The organism is Methylobacterium phyllosphaerae (genome assembly GCF_001936175.1).
Classification (GTDB): Bacteria; Pseudomonadota; Alphaproteobacteria; order Rhizobiales; family Beijerinckiaceae; genus Methylobacterium; species Methylobacterium fujisawaense.
In genome coordinates, this window is record NZ_CP015367.1 from 4,622,316 (window position 1) to 4,640,474 (window position 18,159).

The window sequence follows — 18,159 nt, forward strand, 5'->3', positions numbered from 1 at the left end:
TCACGGACCCTGGACGCGCAGGGACAGGATCAGCAGAGCCGTCACGGCGGTCAGGAGGCTGAAGTCGAACAGGGCGCGGTTCCAGACAAGGTGGTTGATGCCGATCCAGTCCAGGATCCAGCGCAGGCCCCAGGTGATTACCAGGGCGGCGAGCAGGCAGATCACCGCGGGCTCGACGTAGAGCCCCAGCACGTCGACCGCCCGCAATCCGATCACGCCCGCACCCCCGGATCGAGGTTCGGCCAGCCCGCGCGGTCGAGATCCGACACGAGGGCGGCCAGCGCCCCGATGCGCTCCGCCTGGAGCGGCAGGGTCGCCCGGCCGGCGAGCTCGCGCAAGGGATCCGGCACCGCATCCGCCTCTGCCGGACGGGACGCGGCGAGCCGGGCCCAGACCGCCCGGCCGACCCGGCGGCCCTCCCGGTCGTCCGTCTCCCGCAGGGCGAGCAGCAGGAGCCCGATGACGAGCAGGCGCTCGCCGCCCCGGGCCATCGCCTCATCCGCGCCGATGAGGGCGAGCCGGCCGAAGCCCCGGGCGAGATAGCGATCGCGGGGCGGCAGCAGGAGCGCCGGGTCGAGGGCCGCGCCGCGCACCGACCGGACCAGCCGGCGGCGGGCCCGCAGCCGCAGCGTCGCGGGGCTCACCGGCGGCGGCAGGGCGGCGAACGCGACCGCCGCCACCGCCATCCCGAGCAGCTCGGCCAGCACGGTGTTGAGCGAGTCGGCGAGGTCGTAGGTCATCGGGTTCTTGGGATCGAGGACGCCGAAGACGAAGAAGCCGAAGCCGATGCCGTAGATCGCGCGCTTGTCGGCCCGGCCGACCACCGCCAGCATCGCCACCGGCAGGAGCACGGCGGCCAGGAGCGCGAAGCTCCCGGTGGTGGTCAGCAGGGTGTAGCGCAGGGTCAGCCCGACCACGGCGGCGAGCAGCGCGCCGATCAGGAAGGCGCGGGATTCCGCCCGCGGGTCGGCATGGGCGGCGAGCAGGACGCAGACGAGGCTCGCCCAGGTCGCGGCGCCGGCCCCGTGCGACCAGCCTGTGGCGTACCAGAAGCCGTTGACGAGCAGGACGGCGGCGGCGGTGCGCAGGCCGTTGTCGAAGGCGTGCCAGCCGTCCCAGTCCAGGTCGTTCCACAGGAGCAGGTGCGGGCGGAACGGCACGCGCCGCCGCCCCACCCGGCCCCCGGCCCGCAGGAGCCGCGCCGAGACCCGGACGCGCCCGATCTGCCGGACGGCGATCGCCCCGCCGGCCCCGATCAGGTCGGTCGAGCGCGATCCCGGCCGGTCCGGCAGCAGGGCCCGCAGCAGGCCCGCGGCGAGCACGCGCCGCAGCCGGGGGGCGGCGTTGCGGATCCCCCGGCCGCCGGAACGGAGGGAGGGCTGCTCGGTGAACGTGTCGCTGACTTCCTCGCCGAGCGTCATCACGGCGGCGATCGGCATCGGGCCCGGCCGCTCGCCCCGCCGCAGGGCGGCCATCCAGGCGTCGCAAGCCTGCGCGGCCGCCTCGAGCCGCCCCGCCAGGGTGCGGCTGACGGCGGGGACGCCCGGCGCCACGAACACGTTCGACGCGTAGGCGCAGCCGATCCCGAGCAGGATCGTCGAGCAGCGGTCGACGCCGATCTGGAACACCGTCTCGGGGCTCTGCACGTCGGCCAGGGCGATGATCGGCACCGTGAAGCCCATGGAGGCGAAGCCGTAGGCGCGCTGGCCGCTCTCGACGCTGGAGGCCGCGGTGAGCAGGCCCATCCACAGGGCCAGCGCGAGGTCGAAGGCCAGGGTCGCCTGGGCGAAATTGGCCACCAGCACCATCGCGACGGTGACGCCGACAAGCGTGCTGCCGGCCCGCCACAGGCTCTTGCGCAGGGAGGCCGCGCGGGTGGCGAGCGTCACCGAGATGACCGTCCAGCCGGCCCAGTGCGGCAGCGCCAGTTCGAGCCACATGGCGAGCCAGATCGCCGCGATGGCGGTGAGCGCGATGCGCACGGCCTCGGCCGCCTCCCGCGGCCACCACGCGGCGAGGCGCTGCAGGAGGCCCGGCGCGTCCTCGGAGAGCGCGACCTCACCGGCCACGGCGCGGCCTCAGCGGCCGGGGCGGGTCGGGGAGCCCGGTCGCGGGCTCACTCATAATGCTCGGCGACGTCGACCTTCCCCTTGAACACCCGATAGACGACCAGGGTGTAGATCAGGGTGATCGGCAGGACCACGATCCCCGCGCCCCAGAACATGAAGGACAGGCTCGCCTCCGGCGCCGCCGCCTCGGTCACCGTCACGCTGAACGGCACCATGTAGGGCAGGAACGAGGCGGCGAGCGTCGCGAAGGCGGCGGCGAAGATCAGCGCCACCAGCGGGAACGGCAGGGCGTCGTTCCGGCGCCGCGCCGCGTAGAGGAGCCCCGCGCAGGCCGCGGCCCCCACGAGGGGCAGGACCAGCATCTCGGGCCGCTCGATCCAGCGGTGCAGCACCCGCAGGTTGATCGCCAGCGCGTACACGAAGGCCGCGCCTAGGAAGGCCAGCACCCCGAGCAGGAGCCGCGGCAGCAGCCGGAAGCCGAGGTCGCGCACGTCGGACTCGGTCTTGCCGCACAGCCACGCGGCGCCGAGCAGCGCGTAGCCGAGGCACAGGCCGAGCCCGCAGAGCAGCGAGAAGGGCGTGAGCCACCCGAACGCCCCGCCGACATAGAGCCCGTCCCGGACCGGCAGTTCCTGCACCAGCGCCCCGACCGTCACGCCCTGCACGAAGGCCGCGCAAAAGGAGCCGCCGACGAAGCCCGCGTCCCAGACCCGCCGCAGCCGCCGGGACTTGTAGCGGAACTCGAAGGCGACGCCGCGCAGGATCAGGGCCGCGAGCATCAGGAGGAGCGGCAGGTAGAAGGCCGAGAGCAGCAGCGCGTAGACCGCGGGGAAGGCCCCGAACAGGATCGTCGCGGCCAGAACCAGCCAGGTCTCGTTGCCGTCCCAGACCGGGGCGATCGCCTGCATCATGTGGCGGCGCGCCGCCTCGTCCGGGGCGATCCCGAACAGCATGCCGACGCCGAGGTCGAACCCGTCGAGCAGCACGTAGAGCATCAGGGTGAGGGCGAGGGCGGCGGCCCAGAATTCGATCATGGCCGCTTACTCCGCCGGTGTGCCGGTCGGCGTGGCGCCGGGTGTGCCGGGACTGTCGCCCGGCACGGCGAGCGGCCGCTTGGGGTTGGCGGCGCTCCCCGCATGCGCGGGCGTCGGCAGGATGCCGGCCCTGAGCATGCGGTAGATGTAGACGGTGCCGGCCGCGAAGATCAGCGCGTAGACCGCGCCGAACACGGCGAGGGAGGTCGCCACCTGCGGGGATGTCAGGAACGGCGTCGCCGCATCGGCAGTGCGGAGCTGGCCGTAGACCGTCCAGGGCTGGCGCCCGACCTCGGCGGTGAACCATCCGGTCAGCGTCGCGACGAAGCCCAGGGGGAACGACAGGAAGATCGCCCATTGCAGCCAGCGCGCCCGCTCCAGCCGCCCGGTGGCGTAGAAGGCCATCCCGCCCCAGGCGAGCGCCAGCATCAGCAGCCCGCAGCCGACCATGATGCGGAAGGCGAAGAACGGGATCAGCACCGGCGGCCGGTCGGCCTTGGGGATGTCCTTGATGCCGATCACCTTGCCGGTGAGGGTGCCGTCGTCGATCAGGCTGCCGGCGGGGGCGGGCAGGGCGATGACGAAGTGGTTTGTCTCCTGCGCCTCGTCGGGCCACGCGAACAGGATCTCGCCGGCCGGCGCCCGGCTCTCCCAGTGGCCCTCGATGGCGGCGATCTTCGAGGGCTGGTGCCGGACGACGTAGTCGCCGGTGAGGTGGCCGAAGAACAGCTGCAGCGGCACGAGGACCGCGGCGAGGCCGAGCCCCATCCGGACCATGGCGCGGGCCTCGACGCGGTCCCGGCCCCGCAGCATGGACCACGCGCCCGTCGCCGCGACGCAGAAGCTGGTGGTGACGTAGGCGGCCAGGACCATGTGGGGGAAGCGGACCCAGACGACTCCGTTGAAGAGGATTGCCCACCAGTCGGTCGGCACGAACACGCCGTCCGGCCGCAGGGCGAAGCCGGTCGGATACTGCATCCACGAGTTGTTCACGAGGATCCAGAACGACGACAGGCTGGTGCCGAGGCAGACCATCAGGCAGGCGAACAGGTAGAACCAGCGCGGCACCCGCCGCCGGCCGAACATCAGCACGCCGAAGAACGAGGCCTCCAGCGCGAAGGCCGTGAAGCTCTCGTAGCCGAGAAGCGGCCCCTGGATCGGCCCGGTGCGGCGGGCGAGCTCGCTCCAGTTGGTGCCGAACTGGAACGCCATGACGATGCCGGAGACGACCCCGAGCCCGAAGGCGACCGCGAAGATCTTGAGCCAGAAGTCGAACAGGCGGTCGTAGACCGGCTCGCCCGAGATCATCGCCCGCGCCTGGAGGAAGGCGAGCCAGGCCGCCAGCCCGACCGTGAAGGCCGGGAAGATGATGTGGAACGAGACCGTGAAGGCGAACTGGATGCGCGACAGCATCAGGGCGGAGATGTCCATCGTTCCTCTCTCCAGCCGAAGCTCGCCGGTCCGCCGCCCCCGCTCGGGCGCGTCGCACCCTCTGATGTCCACCGGCGGGGCGCGGGGAACCGCGCCTCGCGGAAGTGTCAGACGGTGTCGATCCTCAGGATCGGCGCCGTCTCGGCCCGGCTGCGCCGGCAGGCCTCGGCATCCTGCTTGAGGTCGATGCCGTAGGTCGGGATCACGGCCTTGAGGCGGGGCAGCCAGCCCTCCGGCGTCAGCCGGTCGGCGAAGCACTTCTCCAGCACCTCGACCGCGATGAAGGCCGCCGTCGAGGCGCCCGGCGAGGCGCCGAGCAGCGCGCAGATCGAGTGGTCGGCGGCGGCCACGAGCTCGGTGCCGAACTCGAGGTAGCCCTCCTCCAGCGGGTTCGACTGGCCGGTCGGCTTGATCGTCTGCACCCGCTGGCCGGCGACCGCCGACGTCCAGTCCTGCTTCAGCGCCTTGGGGAAGAACTGCTTCAGTGTCGCGAACTGGTGGTCGGAACTCTGGAGCACTTGGCCCACGAGGTACTCGGTCAGCGCGACGTTGTCCTTGGCGACGTCGAGCAGCGGCACGATGTTGTGCGGGGTCAGCGCGGTGAACAGGTCCGTGAGCGCGCCGTGCTTGAGGAAGCGCGACGAGAAGCCCGCATAGGGTCCGAACAGCAGCGAGCGCTTGCCGCCGATGATGCGGGTGTCGAGGTGGGGCACCGACATCGGCGGCGAGCCGGAGGCCGCCTTTCCGTAGACCTTGGCGTGGTGGCGCGCGCTGACCGCGTCGACGTCGCAGCGCAGCCAGATGCCGGAGACCGGGAAGCCGCCGTAGCCGCGCCCCTCCGGGATCTTCGAGGCCTGCAGCAGCGGCAGCGAGCCGCCGCCCGCGCCGATGAACACGAACTTCGCCGTCACGGTCTGGCGCGTGCCGTCGTAGGTGTCCTCGACGGTGACGGCCCAGCGGCCGTCGTCGACCCGGTCGAGGGCGACGACCTTCCGGTTGTAGTGCACGGAAAAGCCGGGCTGCGCCGCGAGCTGCTTGACCAGCAGGTGCGTGAGGGCGCCGTAATCGACATCCGTCCCTGTGACGATCCGGGTGGCGGCGATGGGCTCGCCGGGGGCGCGGCCCTCGATGATCAGCGGCGCCCAGCCGGCGATGACCTGCGGGTCCTCGCTGTATTCCATGCCGTGATAGCAATGATGCGCCGACATCGCGGCGTAGCGCGCCTTGAGGAACGCGACGTTCTCGGCCCCCCAGACGAAGCTCATGTGCGGGCAGGGATGGATGAAGGCGCGGGGATCGGGGATCGCGCCCTTCCGCACGAGATGCGCCCAGAGCTGGCGCGAGATGTCGAACTCGGTGTTGACCTCCAGGGCCTTGGCGATGTCGACGCTGCCGTCGGGGCGCTGGGGCGTGTAGTTCAACTCGCAGTTGGCCGCGTGGCCGGTGCCGGCATTGTTCCAGCCCTCCGAGCTCTCCTGCGCGCAGTCGTGGAGCGTCTCGAACATCGCGATCCGCAGCGACGGCTCCAGCTCCTTCAGGACGGTGCCGAAGGTCGCGCTCATGATCCCGGCGCCGATCAGCACCACGTCGGGAGTGTCGTCGTCGCTTAGGCCGGCCATCGCGGAACTCCTGGCACCGGTTCGGGGGAACTCACTGGGCGTTCGGGACGAAGGGCAGCCGGGCCTCGGCGCCGGGGGCGAGGATCACGTAGGCCCGGCACCAGGGCTCGTCGTCGACGAGGCGCCAGGAATGGCCGGAGCCGGCCGTGTCCTCGGCGATGAGGATGTCGCCGGGGCGGATCGTGAAATGCGCCCCGGCCTTCGTCTGGAAGTCGAGGGTGCCGCGCAGGGTGATGACGAACTGGCGGGTCGGGGCCGTGTGCCACGCGTAGGTGCCGCCGGACTGCGTCTCCCGGAAGGAGATCGAGACCACGTCGGTCGTGCCGCTGAGGAGGTCGCCGCGCTCGCCGTGGGGCAGGTCGATGACGCCCTCCGCGAAGTGGGAATTGCCGTCGTCACCGGTCCAGATGCGAACGCAGCGGATCATCGGGCTGACCTCCAGCTTGGGATCGGCGCGTCAGCGCCAGAGGTTGGTCTTGGCGAGGTCGACGATCTCGGTCCCGCGCCCGTCGATCACCGCCTTGGCGAGCCACATCCCGAAGCCCGTCACCTGCTCGAGGCCGACCTTCGGCGGCATCGACAGTTCCTGGCGGGCCGAGACGACGTCGAGGAGGGCCGGACCGTCGTGGTCGAGCAGCGCGCGCATCGCGTCCGGCAGTTCGGCCGGATCCTCGACGCGCCGGGCGAAGATGCCGGCCCCGCGCGCCATGGCGGCGAAGTCCGGGTTCACCAGTTCGACGCCGGTCTCGAGGAAGCCCGCGGCCTTCATCTCCATCTCGACGAAGCCCAGGGTGCCGTTGTTCAGCACCACGATCTTCACCGGCAGCTTGTGCTGGTTGAGGGTCAGCAGGTCGCCCATCAGCATGGCGAAGCCGCCGTCGCCGGAGAACGAGATGATCTGCCGCCCGGGATAGGCCGCCTGCGCGCCGATCGCCTGCGGCAGGGCGTTGGCCATGGAGCCGTGGTTCAGCGATCCGATCAGCCGGCGCTTGCCGTTCATGGCGAGGTAGCGGGCCGCCCAGATCGTCGGCGTGCCGACGTCGAAGGTGAAGACCGCGTCCTCGGAGGCCGCCTCGCTGAGCGTCCGGGCGACGTATTGCGGGTGGATCTTGCCGCCGGGCTTGCCCACCGCCAGGGCGTCGAGCCCGGCGCGGGCCTTGCGGTAATGGGCGAGGCTGTCGTCGAGATGCGCCCGGTCGGTCTTCGCCTGCAGCTTCGGCAGCAGCGCCGTGATCGTCGCGCCGACGTCGCCGATCAGGCCGAGATCGATCCGGCAGTGGCGCCCCAGGCTCCCGGCCCGCAGGTCGACCTGCGCGATCTTGGCGTCCTCCGGGTAGAACTGGCGGTAGGGGAAGCCGGTGCCGAGCAGAAGCAGGGTGTCGCAGTCGAGCATCGCCCGGTAGCCCGAGGAGAAGCCGATCAGCCCGGTCATGCCGACGTCGTAGGGATTGTCCCACTCGACGTATTCCTTGCCGCCCAGCGCGTGGACCACCGGCGCCTTCAGCGCCTCGGCGAGCTGCAGCAGCTCCGCGTGGGCGCCGGCGCAGCCGCGGCCGCAGAACAGGGTCACGCGGCCGGCATCGTTAAGCATCCCGGCCAGCGCATCGAGGTCGGCGTCGCGCGGGCGCACCACGGGCGGGGGCGGCACCAGGGCGGCGGAGAGTGCGGGCGCGTTCCCCGGCATGGCCATGAGGCCGACATCGCCGGGGATCACCACCACGGCGACCCCGCGCTCGGCGACGGCGACGCGGATCGCGGTCTCGATCACGCCGGGCAGCTGGGCCGGCGAGGAGACCAGCTCGCAGTAGTGGCTGCATTCCTGGAACAGGTTCTGCGGGTGCGTCTCCTGGAAGTAGCCCCGGCCGATCTCCGCCGAGGGGATCTGGGCCGCGATGGCCAGCACCGGCACGCGGGAGCGGTGCGCGTCGAACAGGCCGTTGATCAGGTGGAGGTTGCCCGGCCCGCAGGAGCCGGCGCAGACCGCGAGGTCGCCGGTCAGGTGCGCCTCGGCGCCGGCCGCGAAGGCGGCGCTCTCCTCGTGGCGCGTGTGGATCCAGGCGATCGAGCCGTCCTGGCGCAGGGCCTCGGTCAGCCCGTTGAGGCTGTCGCCGACGACGCCGTAGATGCGCTTCACGCCGGCTTGCGCCAGCGCCCGGACGAACAGATCGGCGACCTTCGTGCTCATGGTGTCTCGCTCAGCTGAGGGGCCCCGACGGATGGTCCCGGCGGGTTCAGGCGCCGGCCAGCCCGTGGCCGGTCATGGTCTTGGGATCGCACACCGCGTCGAAGCGCTCGGCCGGAACGCCCTCGGCCAGGGCGGCCTCGCGCAGCGTCGTACCCTCGTCGTTGGCGCGGTGGGCGATTTTGGAGGCGAGGTCATAGCCGATCACCGGCGACAGGGCCGTGACCAGCATCAGCGACTGGTTCACGGTCTCGTCGATCCGCTTCCGGTTGAGCTCCGTGCCCGCGACCGAGTAGGTCCGGAATTTCTCGCAGGCATCGCCCAGCACGCGGATCGCGTGCAGCGTGTTGTTGATGATGATCGGGCGCATCGCGTTCAGCTCGAAATTGCCCTGCGCGCCCGCGAAGGCGACGGCGTTGTCCTCGCCGATCACTTGGATGCAGACCATCACCATGGCCTCGCACTGGGTCGGGTTGACCTTGCCGGGCATGATCGAGGAGCCCGGCTCGTTGGCGGGCAGCAGCAATTCGCCGAGACCGCAGCGCGGCCCCGAGGCGAGCCAGCGCATGTCGTTGGCGATCTTCATCAGCGCGACCGCGAGCCCGCGCACCGCCGCCATGGCGGCGACCATGGCGTCGAGGGAGCCTTGGGCGGCGAACTTGTTGGGCGCCGTGACGAACGGCTTGCCGGTCAGCGCGGCGATCTGGCCGGCGATCTCCGCGCTGAAGCCCTCCGGGGCGTTGAGGCCGGTGCCGACCGCGGTGCCGCCGGCCGCGAGCTTGTAGAGCCCGGCCCGCGACGCCGCGACTAGGGCCAGCGCGTCGCGCATCTGCTCCACGTAGCCCGACCATTCCTGGCCGACCGTCAACGGCGTCGCATCCTGAAGATGAGTCCGGCCGGTCTTGACCACATCCATCCAGGCCTGCGCCTTCGCGTCGATCGCGTCGGCAAGGGCGTGCGCCTGCGGGAGGAGCACCTCGTCGAGTTCCAGCACCGTCGCGATGTGCATCGCGGTCGGGAAGGTGTCGTTCGACGACTGGCCCATGTTGACGTGGTCGTTCGGGTGGACCGGGCTCTTGGAGCCGAGTTCACCGCCGAGGAGCTGGATCGCGCGGTTCGACAGCACCTCGTTGACGTTCATGTTGGACTGGGTGCCGGAGCCGGTCTGCCAGACGTAGAGCGGATAATGCGCGTCGAGCTTTCCCGCGATCGTCTCGTCGGCGGCCCGGACGATGGCCTGCGCCCGCCAGTCCTCCAGGCGTCCGGCCGCGGCGTTGACCAGGGCCGCGGCCTTCTTGACGTAGCCGTAGGCGTGATAGACCCGCTTGGGCATGCGATCGTTGCCGATCGAGAAATGCTGGAGCGAGCGCTGCGTCTGCGCCCCCCAGTAGCGGTCCGCCGGAACGTCGATCGCCCCCATCGAATCCGTCTCGCGGCGTGTCCCCGTGGCGGAGATGCCGATCGGGATTTCGCGCAGGACAGGATGGTCCGGGGCAGACGCGGGCATCGTCATCCTTCTCGGTGTCGAACCGTATGGCACAGAGCAAGTCTGGGTCGGCGAAACGGATGTGCTTTGAGGTAAATCGTATTAATATTCCCTTTTGCTTGATGGACTGTTGCCAAATCGAGGTTTTTAGGAATTTATCGTTTCATTTTTGCAAATTGTTGTATATATTAACATAGTGTCATGCATATCGTACGTGCCGATTGCCAGACGACGCGGATCGATGTCAAGGGTCGCGTAATGTCGCCGGTGCAAAAATATTAGATGGATTGATCAATTTATAGCGCGGCTGCTGTTCGGGCTGGAAAATTGCGCGCTATCGAAATTGGAAACCAGTGCAGCCTCCGTAGATCCGAGATCTCGGGCGGGCCTATCCCATCGCAGGGGAACGCCGTCGATCCGCGCGGGCGCGTACAGCCTGAGGGCGGGTCCCCACGCCGTGTGTTCGATCTTTGGTAAGAAGTCCCGGTCCTGATCTCCGCTGAAGGCGGGCCCCGGTGCGCCGCCGACATGGTCGGTGAGCAGAAACGCCGTGCGGGCCAGGGAGAGCCTCGCGGTGGCGGCGCGCCCCTCCCGCAACCGGGCGATCAGGCCCCGTATGGACGCCGCCGCCATCAGATAGCCGGTGGTGTGGTCGAGCGCCTGGACGGGCAGCGGCACCGGCCGGTCGGCCTGTTTCCAGCGCTGTCCGGCCGACGCGATGCCGGCCGACATCTGGACGAGGCTGTCGAAGCCGCGCCGACCGGCCCAGGGCCCGGTCCAGCCATAGGCGCAGAGCGTGACGTCGATCAGGTTCGGACTGAGCGCCCGGCGATGCTTCTCCCCGTAGCCGAGCCGCTCCAGGGCATCCGGGCGGTATCCATGCACGAGGATGTCCGCCTCCGAGAGCAGCCCCTCGAACCGCTGTCGGTCGGCTGCCCGATGGAGGTCGAGCCGGGTGCAGACCTTGCCCAGGGTGACGTCGGGCGCCAGGGACGGCTCGTCCCAGCCGGGCGGGTCGATTCGCAGGACGTCGGCGCCCAGCCCGGCCAGGAAGCGCGTGGCCACAGGCCCCGCCAGGATGCGGGTCAGGTCGAGGACCCGGATCCCCGCGAGGGGACGGGCCGGGTCCGGGCGCCACCGTCCGGAGTCGTGGCCGGGCGCCTCCGTGACCGCCACGAGGGGCTCGGCCCGGACCGCCCGGCCCTGGTCCAGTCGCTGCCACGCCTCCAGGCTGCGCATCGCCGCGGCGCAGCCCCCCGCGCGCAGGATCGCCGATTCCAGGGTCTCGGCCGTCTCCCGGGCCACGGCGGCCGCAACCGCCTGCCGGTCGCCCGGACAGTCGAGCACCGAGAGGGCGGCGGCGCGATGGTGGGGCGCGTTGGTGTGCAGCCGGATCCAGCCGTCCGCCGCCCGGTAGTCGCCGGCGATCGGGTCCCAGGCGGCCGGCATCGTCCATCCGCGCGGCCGCACCGACGGGCCGAACCACGCCGAGGCGAGATGCCGGTCCACCGTCACGGCGGGCGCATCTCCGAACAGGCCCAGAAGTTCGGAGACGGCGAGGCCGGCGGCACCGATCGCCGTCGTCGCCAGCTCCGTGACGGGGAAGCAGGACGGCAGGCTCTCCGTGCCGGTGACCGTCAGCCGGTCTCCGGCATCGGGCGGCAGCGCCAGGGCTGCCAGCGCCTCCGCGAAGATCGACCGCAGGGCGTCCTCGTCGGCGTGTCGCTTGCGCATGGTCGCGGCCCTCACATGACCTGTGCAGGGTGGCGGCCGCCGACGGATGAATCAATCTTGTACCGCTGATGGGCAGGACGGACCGGCTCCCCGCTCCATCCGGATGGCGCCGCCCGGGCGCCGGCCCATACCGGCCCATAGCGGAAGGGCCGGCCTCGCGGCCGGCCCCGATGCGCGTCGCGGCGCCGTCCGCGCGGGGGCGGCGCCCGCCGGGCCTCAGGCGAACATGTCGGGCTGGGTCTCGGCGATGTGGTTGTACAGCGTCTGGAAGTGCAGCCAGCCGATATAGTCGCTGCCGACATGCTCGCGGCTGTAGCGGGCGGTCTTCTCCGAGAGGAGCTGCGGCTTGATGCCGGAGGCCTCGACGAGGAGCTGCTGCTTGCAGGCCCGCTCCAGGGCGATGAACCAGAAGGCCGCGTCGTCGATGCTGTGGTGCGAGCAGGTCAGCAGGCCGTGGTTCTGGTGCAACACGCCGCGGTTGCGGCCGATCTGCTGGGCGACCGAGAGGCCGCTCTCCTTCTCCACCGCCACGGCGCCGGCCGAGGCGCCGATCACCGCGTGGCTGTTGTAGAAGGCCGCCGCGTCCTGGCTGATCATGTCGAGGGGCCGACCGGTGGCGCACCACGCGGTGCCGTATGTGGTGTGCGCGTGGCACATCGCCATGACCTCGGGGTACTCGTCGTGCACGGCGGCGTGGAGGACGAAGCCCGCCCGGTTGATGGCGTGGCGCCCCTCGACCACCCGGCCCTTGTGGTCGGCCAGGATCAGGTTCGACATCCGCACCTGCGAGAAGTGCACGCACATCGGGTTGGTCCAGTAGAGCTCCGGACGCTCCGGGTCGCGGATCGTCAGGTGCCCGGCGAAGCCGTAGTCGAAGCCGTGCATCGCGAAGGCGCGGCAGGCGGCCACGAGGTGCTTCTTGCGGTACTCGCGCGCCTCGGCGTGGTTGGCGAATTCCGGGATCTCCGGGAAGATCAGGCCGGCCTGCTCCGGCTGGTAGATCGAGGTCCGCTTGCGGCCGGCATCGTCGTCCGGCAGGTCGAGGGCGACGGGCGCGTCGTGGGAATGATCGTCGAGCATGGCGTATCCTTTCGTCGGGTGAGGGGAGGGCGTCAGCGGTTGACGAGGCGCTTGGGCACCGTCAGCGCCAGGAGGCTGCCCAGGGCGAGGCACGCGGCGAGGGTGTAGACGCCGAGGCTCGTGGACTTGGTGGTGTCGATGATCCAGCCGATCAGGTAGGGGCTCACGAAACCCGCGAGGTTGCCGACCGAGTTGATCACCGCGATGCCGGTGGCGGCGGCCGCCCCCGCCAGGATGGCGGTCGGCAGGCACCAGAACTGGGCGAGCGTCACCAGCACGCCGATCGTCGCCACGGTGAGCGCCGCCTCGGCGATCACGAGGTCCGTGCTGAACCGGATGCTGACCAGCCAGCCCGCCACCCCGACGAGGCCCGGCACCGTGATGTGCCAGCGCCGCTCCCGGGCCGCGTCGGACAGGCGCCCGACCGTAATCATCGCCACGGCGGCGGCGCCGTAGGGCAGCATGGTCAGGAGGCCGATCTGCAGCGGGTCGGAGACGCCCGCGCCCTTGATCAGGGTCGGCAGCCAGAAGCCGACGCCGTAGAGGCCCATGATGAAGAAGAAGTAGATCCCGCAGAGCAGCCAGACCCAGCCGCTGGTGAAGCCGTCCCGGAACCGGTGCGCGGTCACGGAGGCGCCGTCGGCGGCGACGTTGTGGGCGAGCAGCGCCTTCTCGTCGGCGCTCAGCCACTTGGCCTTCTGGATGCCGTCGTCGAGATAGGCGAGGACGCAGAAGCCCAGCACGACGGACGGAAGCGCCTCGATCAGGAACAGCCACTGCCAGCCCGCGAGGCCACCCGTGCCGGCAAACGCGTTCATGATCCAGCCGGAGACCGGTCCGCCGATCAGGCCGGCGATCGGGATGCCGGTCATGAACAGGGCGATGATGCCGCCGCGGCGCTCGGACGGGTACCAGTAGGTCAGGTAGAGGATCACGCCCGGGAACAGGCCCGCCTCGGCGAGGCCCAGCAGGAAGCGCAGGACGTAGAACCAGGTCGGCGAGGTCACGAACATCATGGCCGCCGAGATGACGGCCCAGCTCAGCATGACCCGGGCGATCCAGATCCGGGCGCCGACCTTGTGGAGGATCATGTTGCTCGGCACCTCGAACAGGAAGTAGCCGAGAAAGAAGATCCCGGCGCCGAGGCCGTAGACGGTCTCGCTGAACTGCAGGTCGCTCAGCATCTGCAGCTTGGCGAAACCGACATTGACGCGGTCGAGATAGGCCGCGACGTAGCAGGCGAACAGGAACGGCACGAGGCGCCACGTAACCTTGCGGTAGACCCGCGTCGTCTCGTCGATACTGGGCTCGACGAGGGTCATGACCCCCTGTGCCATTCCGATGTCTCCCTAGACTTTATCGTTTCGCCACCGTCTGCGCGGCGCGGCCGGCACTATCGTGCTGCGTCCAATCGTTGACAAACGACGATTTTTCACGCTTTTCGTGAATTCAATTCACGGATTGTCCCATGCGCCGGATCCCGAGCTTCCCCGCCCTGCGGGCCTTCGAGGCGGCCGCGCGCCTCGGCAGCTTCGCGCGGGCGAGCGAGGAGCTGCACCTCACGCCCTCGGCGGTGAGTCACCAGATCCGCGCCCTGGAGCGCTGGTTCGGACGGGCCCTGTTCCGGCGGGCGAATCGTCAGGCGACGCTCACCGCCGACGGCCAGCGCCTGCTCGCGGGGCTCTCCAGCGCCTTCGACGCCATCGAGGCGGTCTGTGCCGAGCTGAGCCCGCCGCCCCCCTCGTCGCTGGCCGTCCACTGCACGCCGAGCTTCGCGGCGAAGTGGCTGGGGCCCCGGCTCCCCGCCTTCGTGGAGACGCATCCCGGCATCGCCATCCGCCTTTCCACCAGCGCCGACCCGTTGGATCTCGCCCGGCACGAGGAGATCGACATCCTGATCGCCTACGGCCGGCCGCCGCGCGGGCCCGGCCTGACCGTCGAGTCCCTGGGGCCGGAGGAGATCGCCGCCCTGTGCACGCCGGAGGTTGCCCGGGCCGCGGGGTCGGCCGGGGCCTTCACCCGGCTGGACTCGTCCTTCAGCCCCATCCGCTGGCCGGACTGGTTCGCCCATAACGGCCTGCCCGTCCCGACCGGCGCGTCGGGCGCGGCCTTCGACCGGGGTTCGCTGGTGATCTCGGCGGCCGTCCAGGGGCTCGGCGTGGCGCTGGAGACCCTGCGGTTCGCCCGGGACGAACTCACCGCCGGGCAGTTGGTGCGCCTCGGCGCCGGGCGGTTCGAGAGCCTGTCCCGGGACCTGCACTTCATCTGCTACCGCGAGCGCGACGGGGCCTTGGAGAAGATCCGGGCTTTCCGCCGCTGGCTGCTCGACGTGGAGGTGGAGAGCCGGGCGGTTCCGGCCTGACGCGGAAAGATGTTGGCGCGGAAAGACATGGGCGCGGTGATCGTCGTCGGCCGGATCGCTTCGGCGACAGGCGGGCGCCTCACGCCGTCGGTCCGGGGCGCCGGAGGCGAGCCCGGAACCCGGAGACACGGGCGGCGCAGGGTCCGGCGCGCGTCCCCTCGGTCGCAACGGTTATGTCAGTCTTGTCATGCGGCGGGTCTCAACGGGATCGCGAGCCGCGCTAGGTGCGGGTCCAAACAACGCGGCAAACGCGGCGGGACCCGAGCCCGACCGTGCGCCCCCAGGGAGAACGCCCCATGTCCCTCTTCGCCAAGCTGCAGCGGCGCGCCGACGAGGGCCGGCCCGTCCGGGTCGGCCTGATCGGGGCCGGCAAGTTCGGCGCGATGTACCTCTCGCAGGCGCCACGCACGCCCGGGATCCACCTGATCGCCGTGGCCGATCTGTCGCCCGACCGGGCGCGCGCGTCGCTGCGGCGGGTCGGCTGGGAGGAGGCCCGGTTCGCGGCGCGCGGGCTGGAGGAGGCCGCCCGGGCCGGCACGACCCTCGTCACCGAGGATGCCGACGCGATGATCGCGAGCCCGTTCGTGGACATCGTCATCGACGCCACCGGCAGCCCGGCCGCCGGAATCCGCCACGCGCTGCGGGCCTTCGCGGCGGCCAAGCACATCGTGATGGTCAACGTCGAGGCCGACGTGCTGGCCGGGCCGCTGCTGGCGCGCAAGGCGGCCGAGGCCGGGGTGATCTACTCCATGGCCTCGGGCGACCAGCCGGCGCTCATCGCCGAGCTGGTCGACTGGGCGCGCACGATCGGGCTGGAGGTGATCTGCGCCGGCAAGGGCACCAAGTACCTGCCGGCCTACCACGCCTCCACGCCCGACACGGTCTGGGGCCATTACGGCTTCAGCGAGAGCCAGGTCGCGGGCGGCGACTTCAACCCGCAGATGTTCAACTCCTTCCTCGACGGCACCAAGTCGGCCCTGGAGATGGCCGCGGTGGCCAATGCCTGCGGGCTCACCCCCCCGCGCGACGGCCTCGCCTTCCCGCCCTGCGGCGTCGACGACCTGCCGAGCATCCTGAAGCCCGTGGCGGATGGCGGCCTCCTCACCGAGCGCGGCACCGTCGAGGTGGTCTCGTCCGTCGAGCGGGACGGGCGGCCGGTGTTCCGGGACCTGCGCTGGGGCGTCTACGCGGTGTTCGAGGCGCCGAGCCCCTACGTGCGCGACTGCTTCGCCCAGTATGGCCTCAAGACCGACGCCAGCGGCCGGTTCGCCGCCACCTACAAGCCCTATCACCTGATCGGGCTGGAGCTCGGGATCTCGGTGGCCTCCATCGCGGTCCGCGGCGAGGCCACGGGTGCCACCGGCGACTGGCGCGGCGACGTCGCCGCCACCGCCAAGCGCGCCCTGCGGGCGGGCGAGCGGCTCGACGGCGAGGGCGGGTTCACCGTCTACGGCAAGCTGATGCCGGCGGCGGAGTCCCTGGCGCAGGACGCCCTGCCGATCGGGCTCGCCCACAACATGGTCCTCAAGACCGACGTGCCCGCCGGCCGGGCCGTGCGCTGGAGCGACGTCGCGTACGAGGCCGACCAGGAGGCGATCCGCGTCCGGCGCGAGATGGAGGACCTGTTTCGCGGGGCGACGGGGCGGGCCGCCGGCTAGGCGCTCAGGCGCGCCGGCCGGCCGTGCGCCCGGTCGGCGAGCGCCCGACCAGCTTCCGGAACGTCCGGCTCATGGCGCCGGCGCTCGTGAAGCCCGACCGCGCGGCGACCTCCGCCATGGACCCCGCGCCGGAGCGGATCAGGGCCTCGGCCCGGCCGACGCGCTCGCGCATGATGTACTGGTACGGCGTCACCCCGGTGCTCTGGCGGAAGGCCCGGATGAAGTAGCCCTCGCTGAGCCCGACGATACCGGCCAGGGCCGACACGGTGATCTCTCGGTCCAGGTGCTCCCGGATATACGCGCAGGCGCGCCCGGCCTGCGATGCCGACAGATCGGGTCCGGCCGACCGGCCCTCCGTGCGGACCGCGATGACCGAGCGCAGGACCGCCAGATGGAGGCTCTCGATCAAAAGCGGGTCTGGCGAAGGATCGTCCCGATGCGCGCAGCTCAGCGCGCTGAGGATGTGACAGGTGCTCCGGCAGGCGCGGAGGTCGCGCCCGTCGGTCGCAAACGCGATCTTTCCGATGGGCGCTTCCGCGAGGCGCTCGACGGCCGCCGCCGAGAAGGACAGGACCCGGCCGGTATACGGGCCGACCCACCGGGTCGTGCCGTGCAGACCGGGGCGCCGGACCAGCAGGCCCTCGCGGTCGCTCAACCGCGCCGCGATCTCGTAATCGACCTCGTGATGCGCCCCCGCGGGCTGCGTGCTGGCCGCGACTTCGAGACCGGAGACCGCATGCGTGCTCCAGCCCCCGGTGGCGAAGCGGAAATCGATGAAGGTGATCTCCGGGAGACCGCGGTCGCCCGGCGCGCAGCAGGTCAGTTCGGGACGGCCGGAGAGATGTCCGGAACTGCCGCTGGTGGCGTACGTGATGGTCTCGGGCGTGCTGTCCATGCGGGCCAGTCGGTTCCGGCTTCGTCGCCCTCGGGCGCCTGAGGAGGGCGGCCTCGCGGCCGCCCTCCCGATTCTCCTCCGTCAGCGAAGGGCGCCGGTCACGCCGCCTACGAGGCCGCCAACCGCGCCGAGCACGCTGCCCACCAAGCCGCTCACGAGGCTGCCCGCTTGGCCGACGACCCCCGAGACCGCACCGAGTTCCTGGCTTGCGTCGACCCCCAGGCCGACGGTGAGGCCGACCCCGAGGCCGCCGCCCACCTGGTCAAGCTCGGTGGCGCTCAGCTCGCGGACGGTATCGATGCTGTCCTGCATGATCGTTCTCCTGATTGAGATTCAAGAAGAAGTTTATTCTGCTCGATCTATTGTCTGATCGCAGCGTCGAGGCGCCTTGGACGTCGGCGCCTGCCTTTAGGATTACAGAGATGTGCTTCGTGTCAATCGGTATCTGGTTCCCGATACGTATCGAGTTCTCTCGAATTCGGCGAATGCGCAAAAACTGACCGGGCTTGCCTTTCCCAGGGCGCGCTCCAGGCGCTTTCGCATCGAGCGCCGTCTTCGCTGGGGCCCCGTGCCTCTCGACAGCATCGCGAAGACGCGATCTTTGCGCTG

15 protein-coding genes are annotated in these 18,159 nt (G+C 70.9%); 2 read left to right on the plus strand and 13 right to left on the minus strand.

Features of this window, described 5'->3' with window-relative positions:
- From MCBMB27_RS20995 to MCBMB27_RS21045, 11 genes are all read right to left on the minus strand, one after another.
- Positions 1-216 (minus strand): DUF1656 domain-containing protein, encoded by a 216-nt coding sequence (locus MCBMB27_RS20995; RefSeq protein ID WP_236952766.1) that lies wholly within the window; start codon positions 214-216, stop codon positions 1-3.
- The gene (locus MCBMB27_RS21000) at positions 213-2,069 is read right to left on the minus strand and encodes an FUSC family protein (RefSeq protein ID WP_075381208.1); all 1,857 of its coding nucleotides are present in this window, start codon (positions 2,067-2,069) and stop codon (positions 213-215) included. Before MCBMB27_RS21000 ends, MCBMB27_RS20995 begins: the two co-directional genes overlap by 4 nt.
- Positions 2,070-2,116: 47 nt before the next feature.
- Positions 2,117-3,103 carry a cytochrome d ubiquinol oxidase subunit II gene (cydB, locus tag MCBMB27_RS21005; RefSeq protein ID WP_043389059.1) on the minus strand — a complete coding sequence of 329 codons (987 nt, stop codon included), beginning with the start codon at positions 3,101-3,103 and terminating at the stop codon, positions 2,117-2,119.
- Between the two features lie 6 nt (positions 3,104-3,109).
- A complete protein-coding gene (locus tag MCBMB27_RS21010) occupies positions 3,110-4,534 on the minus strand; it encodes a cytochrome ubiquinol oxidase subunit I (protein WP_053609659.1) in 1,425 nt (474 codons plus the stop codon).
- A 107-nt stretch (positions 4,535-4,641) separates the two neighbouring features.
- Positions 4,642-6,153, minus strand: coding sequence for a malate dehydrogenase (quinone) (gene mqo, locus MCBMB27_RS21015; RefSeq protein ID WP_043389053.1), 1,512 nt, complete (start codon positions 6,151-6,153; stop codon positions 4,642-4,644).
- Positions 6,154-6,184: 31 nt separating this feature from the next.
- Positions 6,185-6,580 (minus strand): cupin domain-containing protein, encoded by a 396-nt coding sequence (locus MCBMB27_RS21020; RefSeq protein ID WP_075381209.1) that lies wholly within the window; start codon positions 6,578-6,580, stop codon positions 6,185-6,187.
- 30 nt (positions 6,581-6,610) lie between these two features.
- On the minus strand, positions 6,611-8,338 hold the full coding sequence (poxB, locus tag MCBMB27_RS21025) for a ubiquinone-dependent pyruvate dehydrogenase (RefSeq protein WP_075381210.1): 1,728 nt from the start codon (positions 8,336-8,338) through the stop codon (positions 6,611-6,613).
- Positions 8,339-8,384: 46 nt separating this feature from the next.
- On the minus strand, positions 8,385-9,842 hold the full coding sequence (fumC, locus tag MCBMB27_RS21030) for a class II fumarate hydratase (RefSeq protein WP_043389241.1): 1,458 nt from the start codon (positions 9,840-9,842) through the stop codon (positions 8,385-8,387).
- A gap of 270 nt (positions 9,843-10,112) precedes the next feature.
- The gene (locus MCBMB27_RS21035) at positions 10,113-11,555 is read right to left on the minus strand and encodes a CoA transferase (RefSeq protein ID WP_075381211.1); all 1,443 of its coding nucleotides are present in this window, start codon (positions 11,553-11,555) and stop codon (positions 10,113-10,115) included.
- A gap of 216 nt (positions 11,556-11,771) precedes the next feature.
- Positions 11,772-12,635, minus strand: a complete 864-nt coding sequence (locus tag MCBMB27_RS21040; protein ID WP_053609663.1) for a class II aldolase/adducin family protein — start codon at positions 12,633-12,635, stop codon at positions 11,772-11,774.
- A gap of 32 nt (positions 12,636-12,667) precedes the next feature.
- Positions 12,668-13,972 carry an MFS transporter gene (locus tag MCBMB27_RS21045; RefSeq protein ID WP_043389044.1) on the minus strand — a complete coding sequence of 435 codons (1,305 nt, stop codon included), beginning with the start codon at positions 13,970-13,972 and terminating at the stop codon, positions 12,668-12,670.
- A gap of 131 nt (positions 13,973-14,103) precedes the next feature.
- Between MCBMB27_RS21045 and MCBMB27_RS21050 the strand changes: the two genes are divergently transcribed.
- Together MCBMB27_RS21050 and MCBMB27_RS21055 are read left to right on the plus strand one after the other, a co-directional pair.
- Complete coding sequence (locus MCBMB27_RS21050; protein ID WP_053609665.1) at positions 14,104-14,997, plus strand: LysR substrate-binding domain-containing protein; 894 nt, start codon at positions 14,104-14,106, stop codon at positions 14,995-14,997.
- 296 nt (positions 14,998-15,293) lie between these two features.
- A complete protein-coding gene (locus tag MCBMB27_RS21055; protein WP_043357553.1) occupies positions 15,294-16,655 on the plus strand; it encodes an NAD(P)H-dependent oxidoreductase in 1,362 nt (453 codons plus the stop codon).
- A 4-nt stretch (positions 16,656-16,659) separates the two neighbouring features.
- On the opposite strand, the gene MCBMB27_RS21060 is transcribed toward MCBMB27_RS21055, so the two are convergent.
- Together MCBMB27_RS21060 and MCBMB27_RS21065 are read right to left on the minus strand one after the other, a co-directional pair.
- Positions 16,660-17,550 carry an AraC family transcriptional regulator gene (locus MCBMB27_RS21060; protein ID WP_075381212.1) on the minus strand — a complete coding sequence of 297 codons (891 nt, stop codon included), beginning with the start codon at positions 17,548-17,550 and terminating at the stop codon, positions 16,660-16,662.
- Between the two features lie 81 nt (positions 17,551-17,631).
- Complete coding sequence (locus MCBMB27_RS21065) at positions 17,632-17,862, minus strand: hypothetical protein (RefSeq protein ID WP_043357549.1); 231 nt, start codon at positions 17,860-17,862, stop codon at positions 17,632-17,634.
- Positions 17,863-18,159: the final 297 nt, after the last annotated feature.

What these genes read in the sequence shown, in the direction of transcription:
- cydB (WP_043389059.1), bottom strand. Translation starts at nt 3,103, where the DNA reads ATGATCGAATTCTGGGCCGCCGCCCTCGCCCTCACCCTGATGCTCTAC.
- MCBMB27_RS21010 (WP_053609659.1), bottom strand. Translation starts at nt 4,534, where the DNA reads ATGGACATCTCCGCCCTGATGCTGTCGCGCATCCAGTTCGCCTTCACG.
- mqo (WP_043389053.1), bottom strand. Translation starts at nt 6,153, where the DNA reads ATGGCCGGCCTAAGCGACGACGACACTCCCGACGTGGTGCTGATCGGC.
- MCBMB27_RS21020 (WP_075381209.1), bottom strand. Translation starts at nt 6,580, where the DNA reads ATGATCCGCTGCGTTCGCATCTGGACCGGTGACGACGGCAATTCCCAC.
- poxB (WP_075381210.1), bottom strand. Translation starts at nt 8,338, where the DNA reads ATGAGCACGAAGGTCGCCGATCTGTTCGTCCGGGCGCTGGCGCAAGCC.
- fumC (WP_043389241.1), bottom strand. Translation starts at nt 9,842, where the DNA reads ATGCCCGCGTCTGCCCCGGACCATCCTGTCCTGCGCGAAATCCCGATC.
- MCBMB27_RS21035 (WP_075381211.1), bottom strand. Translation starts at nt 11,555, where the DNA reads ATGCGCAAGCGACACGCCGACGAGGACGCCCTGCGGTCGATCTTCGCG.
- MCBMB27_RS21040 (WP_053609663.1), bottom strand. Translation starts at nt 12,635, where the DNA reads ATGCTCGACGATCATTCCCACGACGCGCCCGTCGCCCTCGACCTGCCG.
- MCBMB27_RS21045 (WP_043389044.1), bottom strand. Translation starts at nt 13,972, where the DNA reads ATGGCACAGGGGGTCATGACCCTCGTCGAGCCCAGTATCGACGAGACG.
- MCBMB27_RS21050 (WP_053609665.1), top strand. Translation starts at nt 14,104, where the DNA reads ATGCGCCGGATCCCGAGCTTCCCCGCCCTGCGGGCCTTCGAGGCGGCC.
- MCBMB27_RS21055 (WP_043357553.1), top strand. Translation starts at nt 15,294, where the DNA reads ATGTCCCTCTTCGCCAAGCTGCAGCGGCGCGCCGACGAGGGCCGGCCC.
- MCBMB27_RS21060 (WP_075381212.1), bottom strand. Translation starts at nt 17,550, where the DNA reads ATGGACAGCACGCCCGAGACCATCACGTACGCCACCAGCGGCAGTTCC.
- MCBMB27_RS21065 (WP_043357549.1), bottom strand. Translation starts at nt 17,862, where the DNA reads ATGCAGGACAGCATCGATACCGTCCGCGAGCTGAGCGCCACCGAGCTT.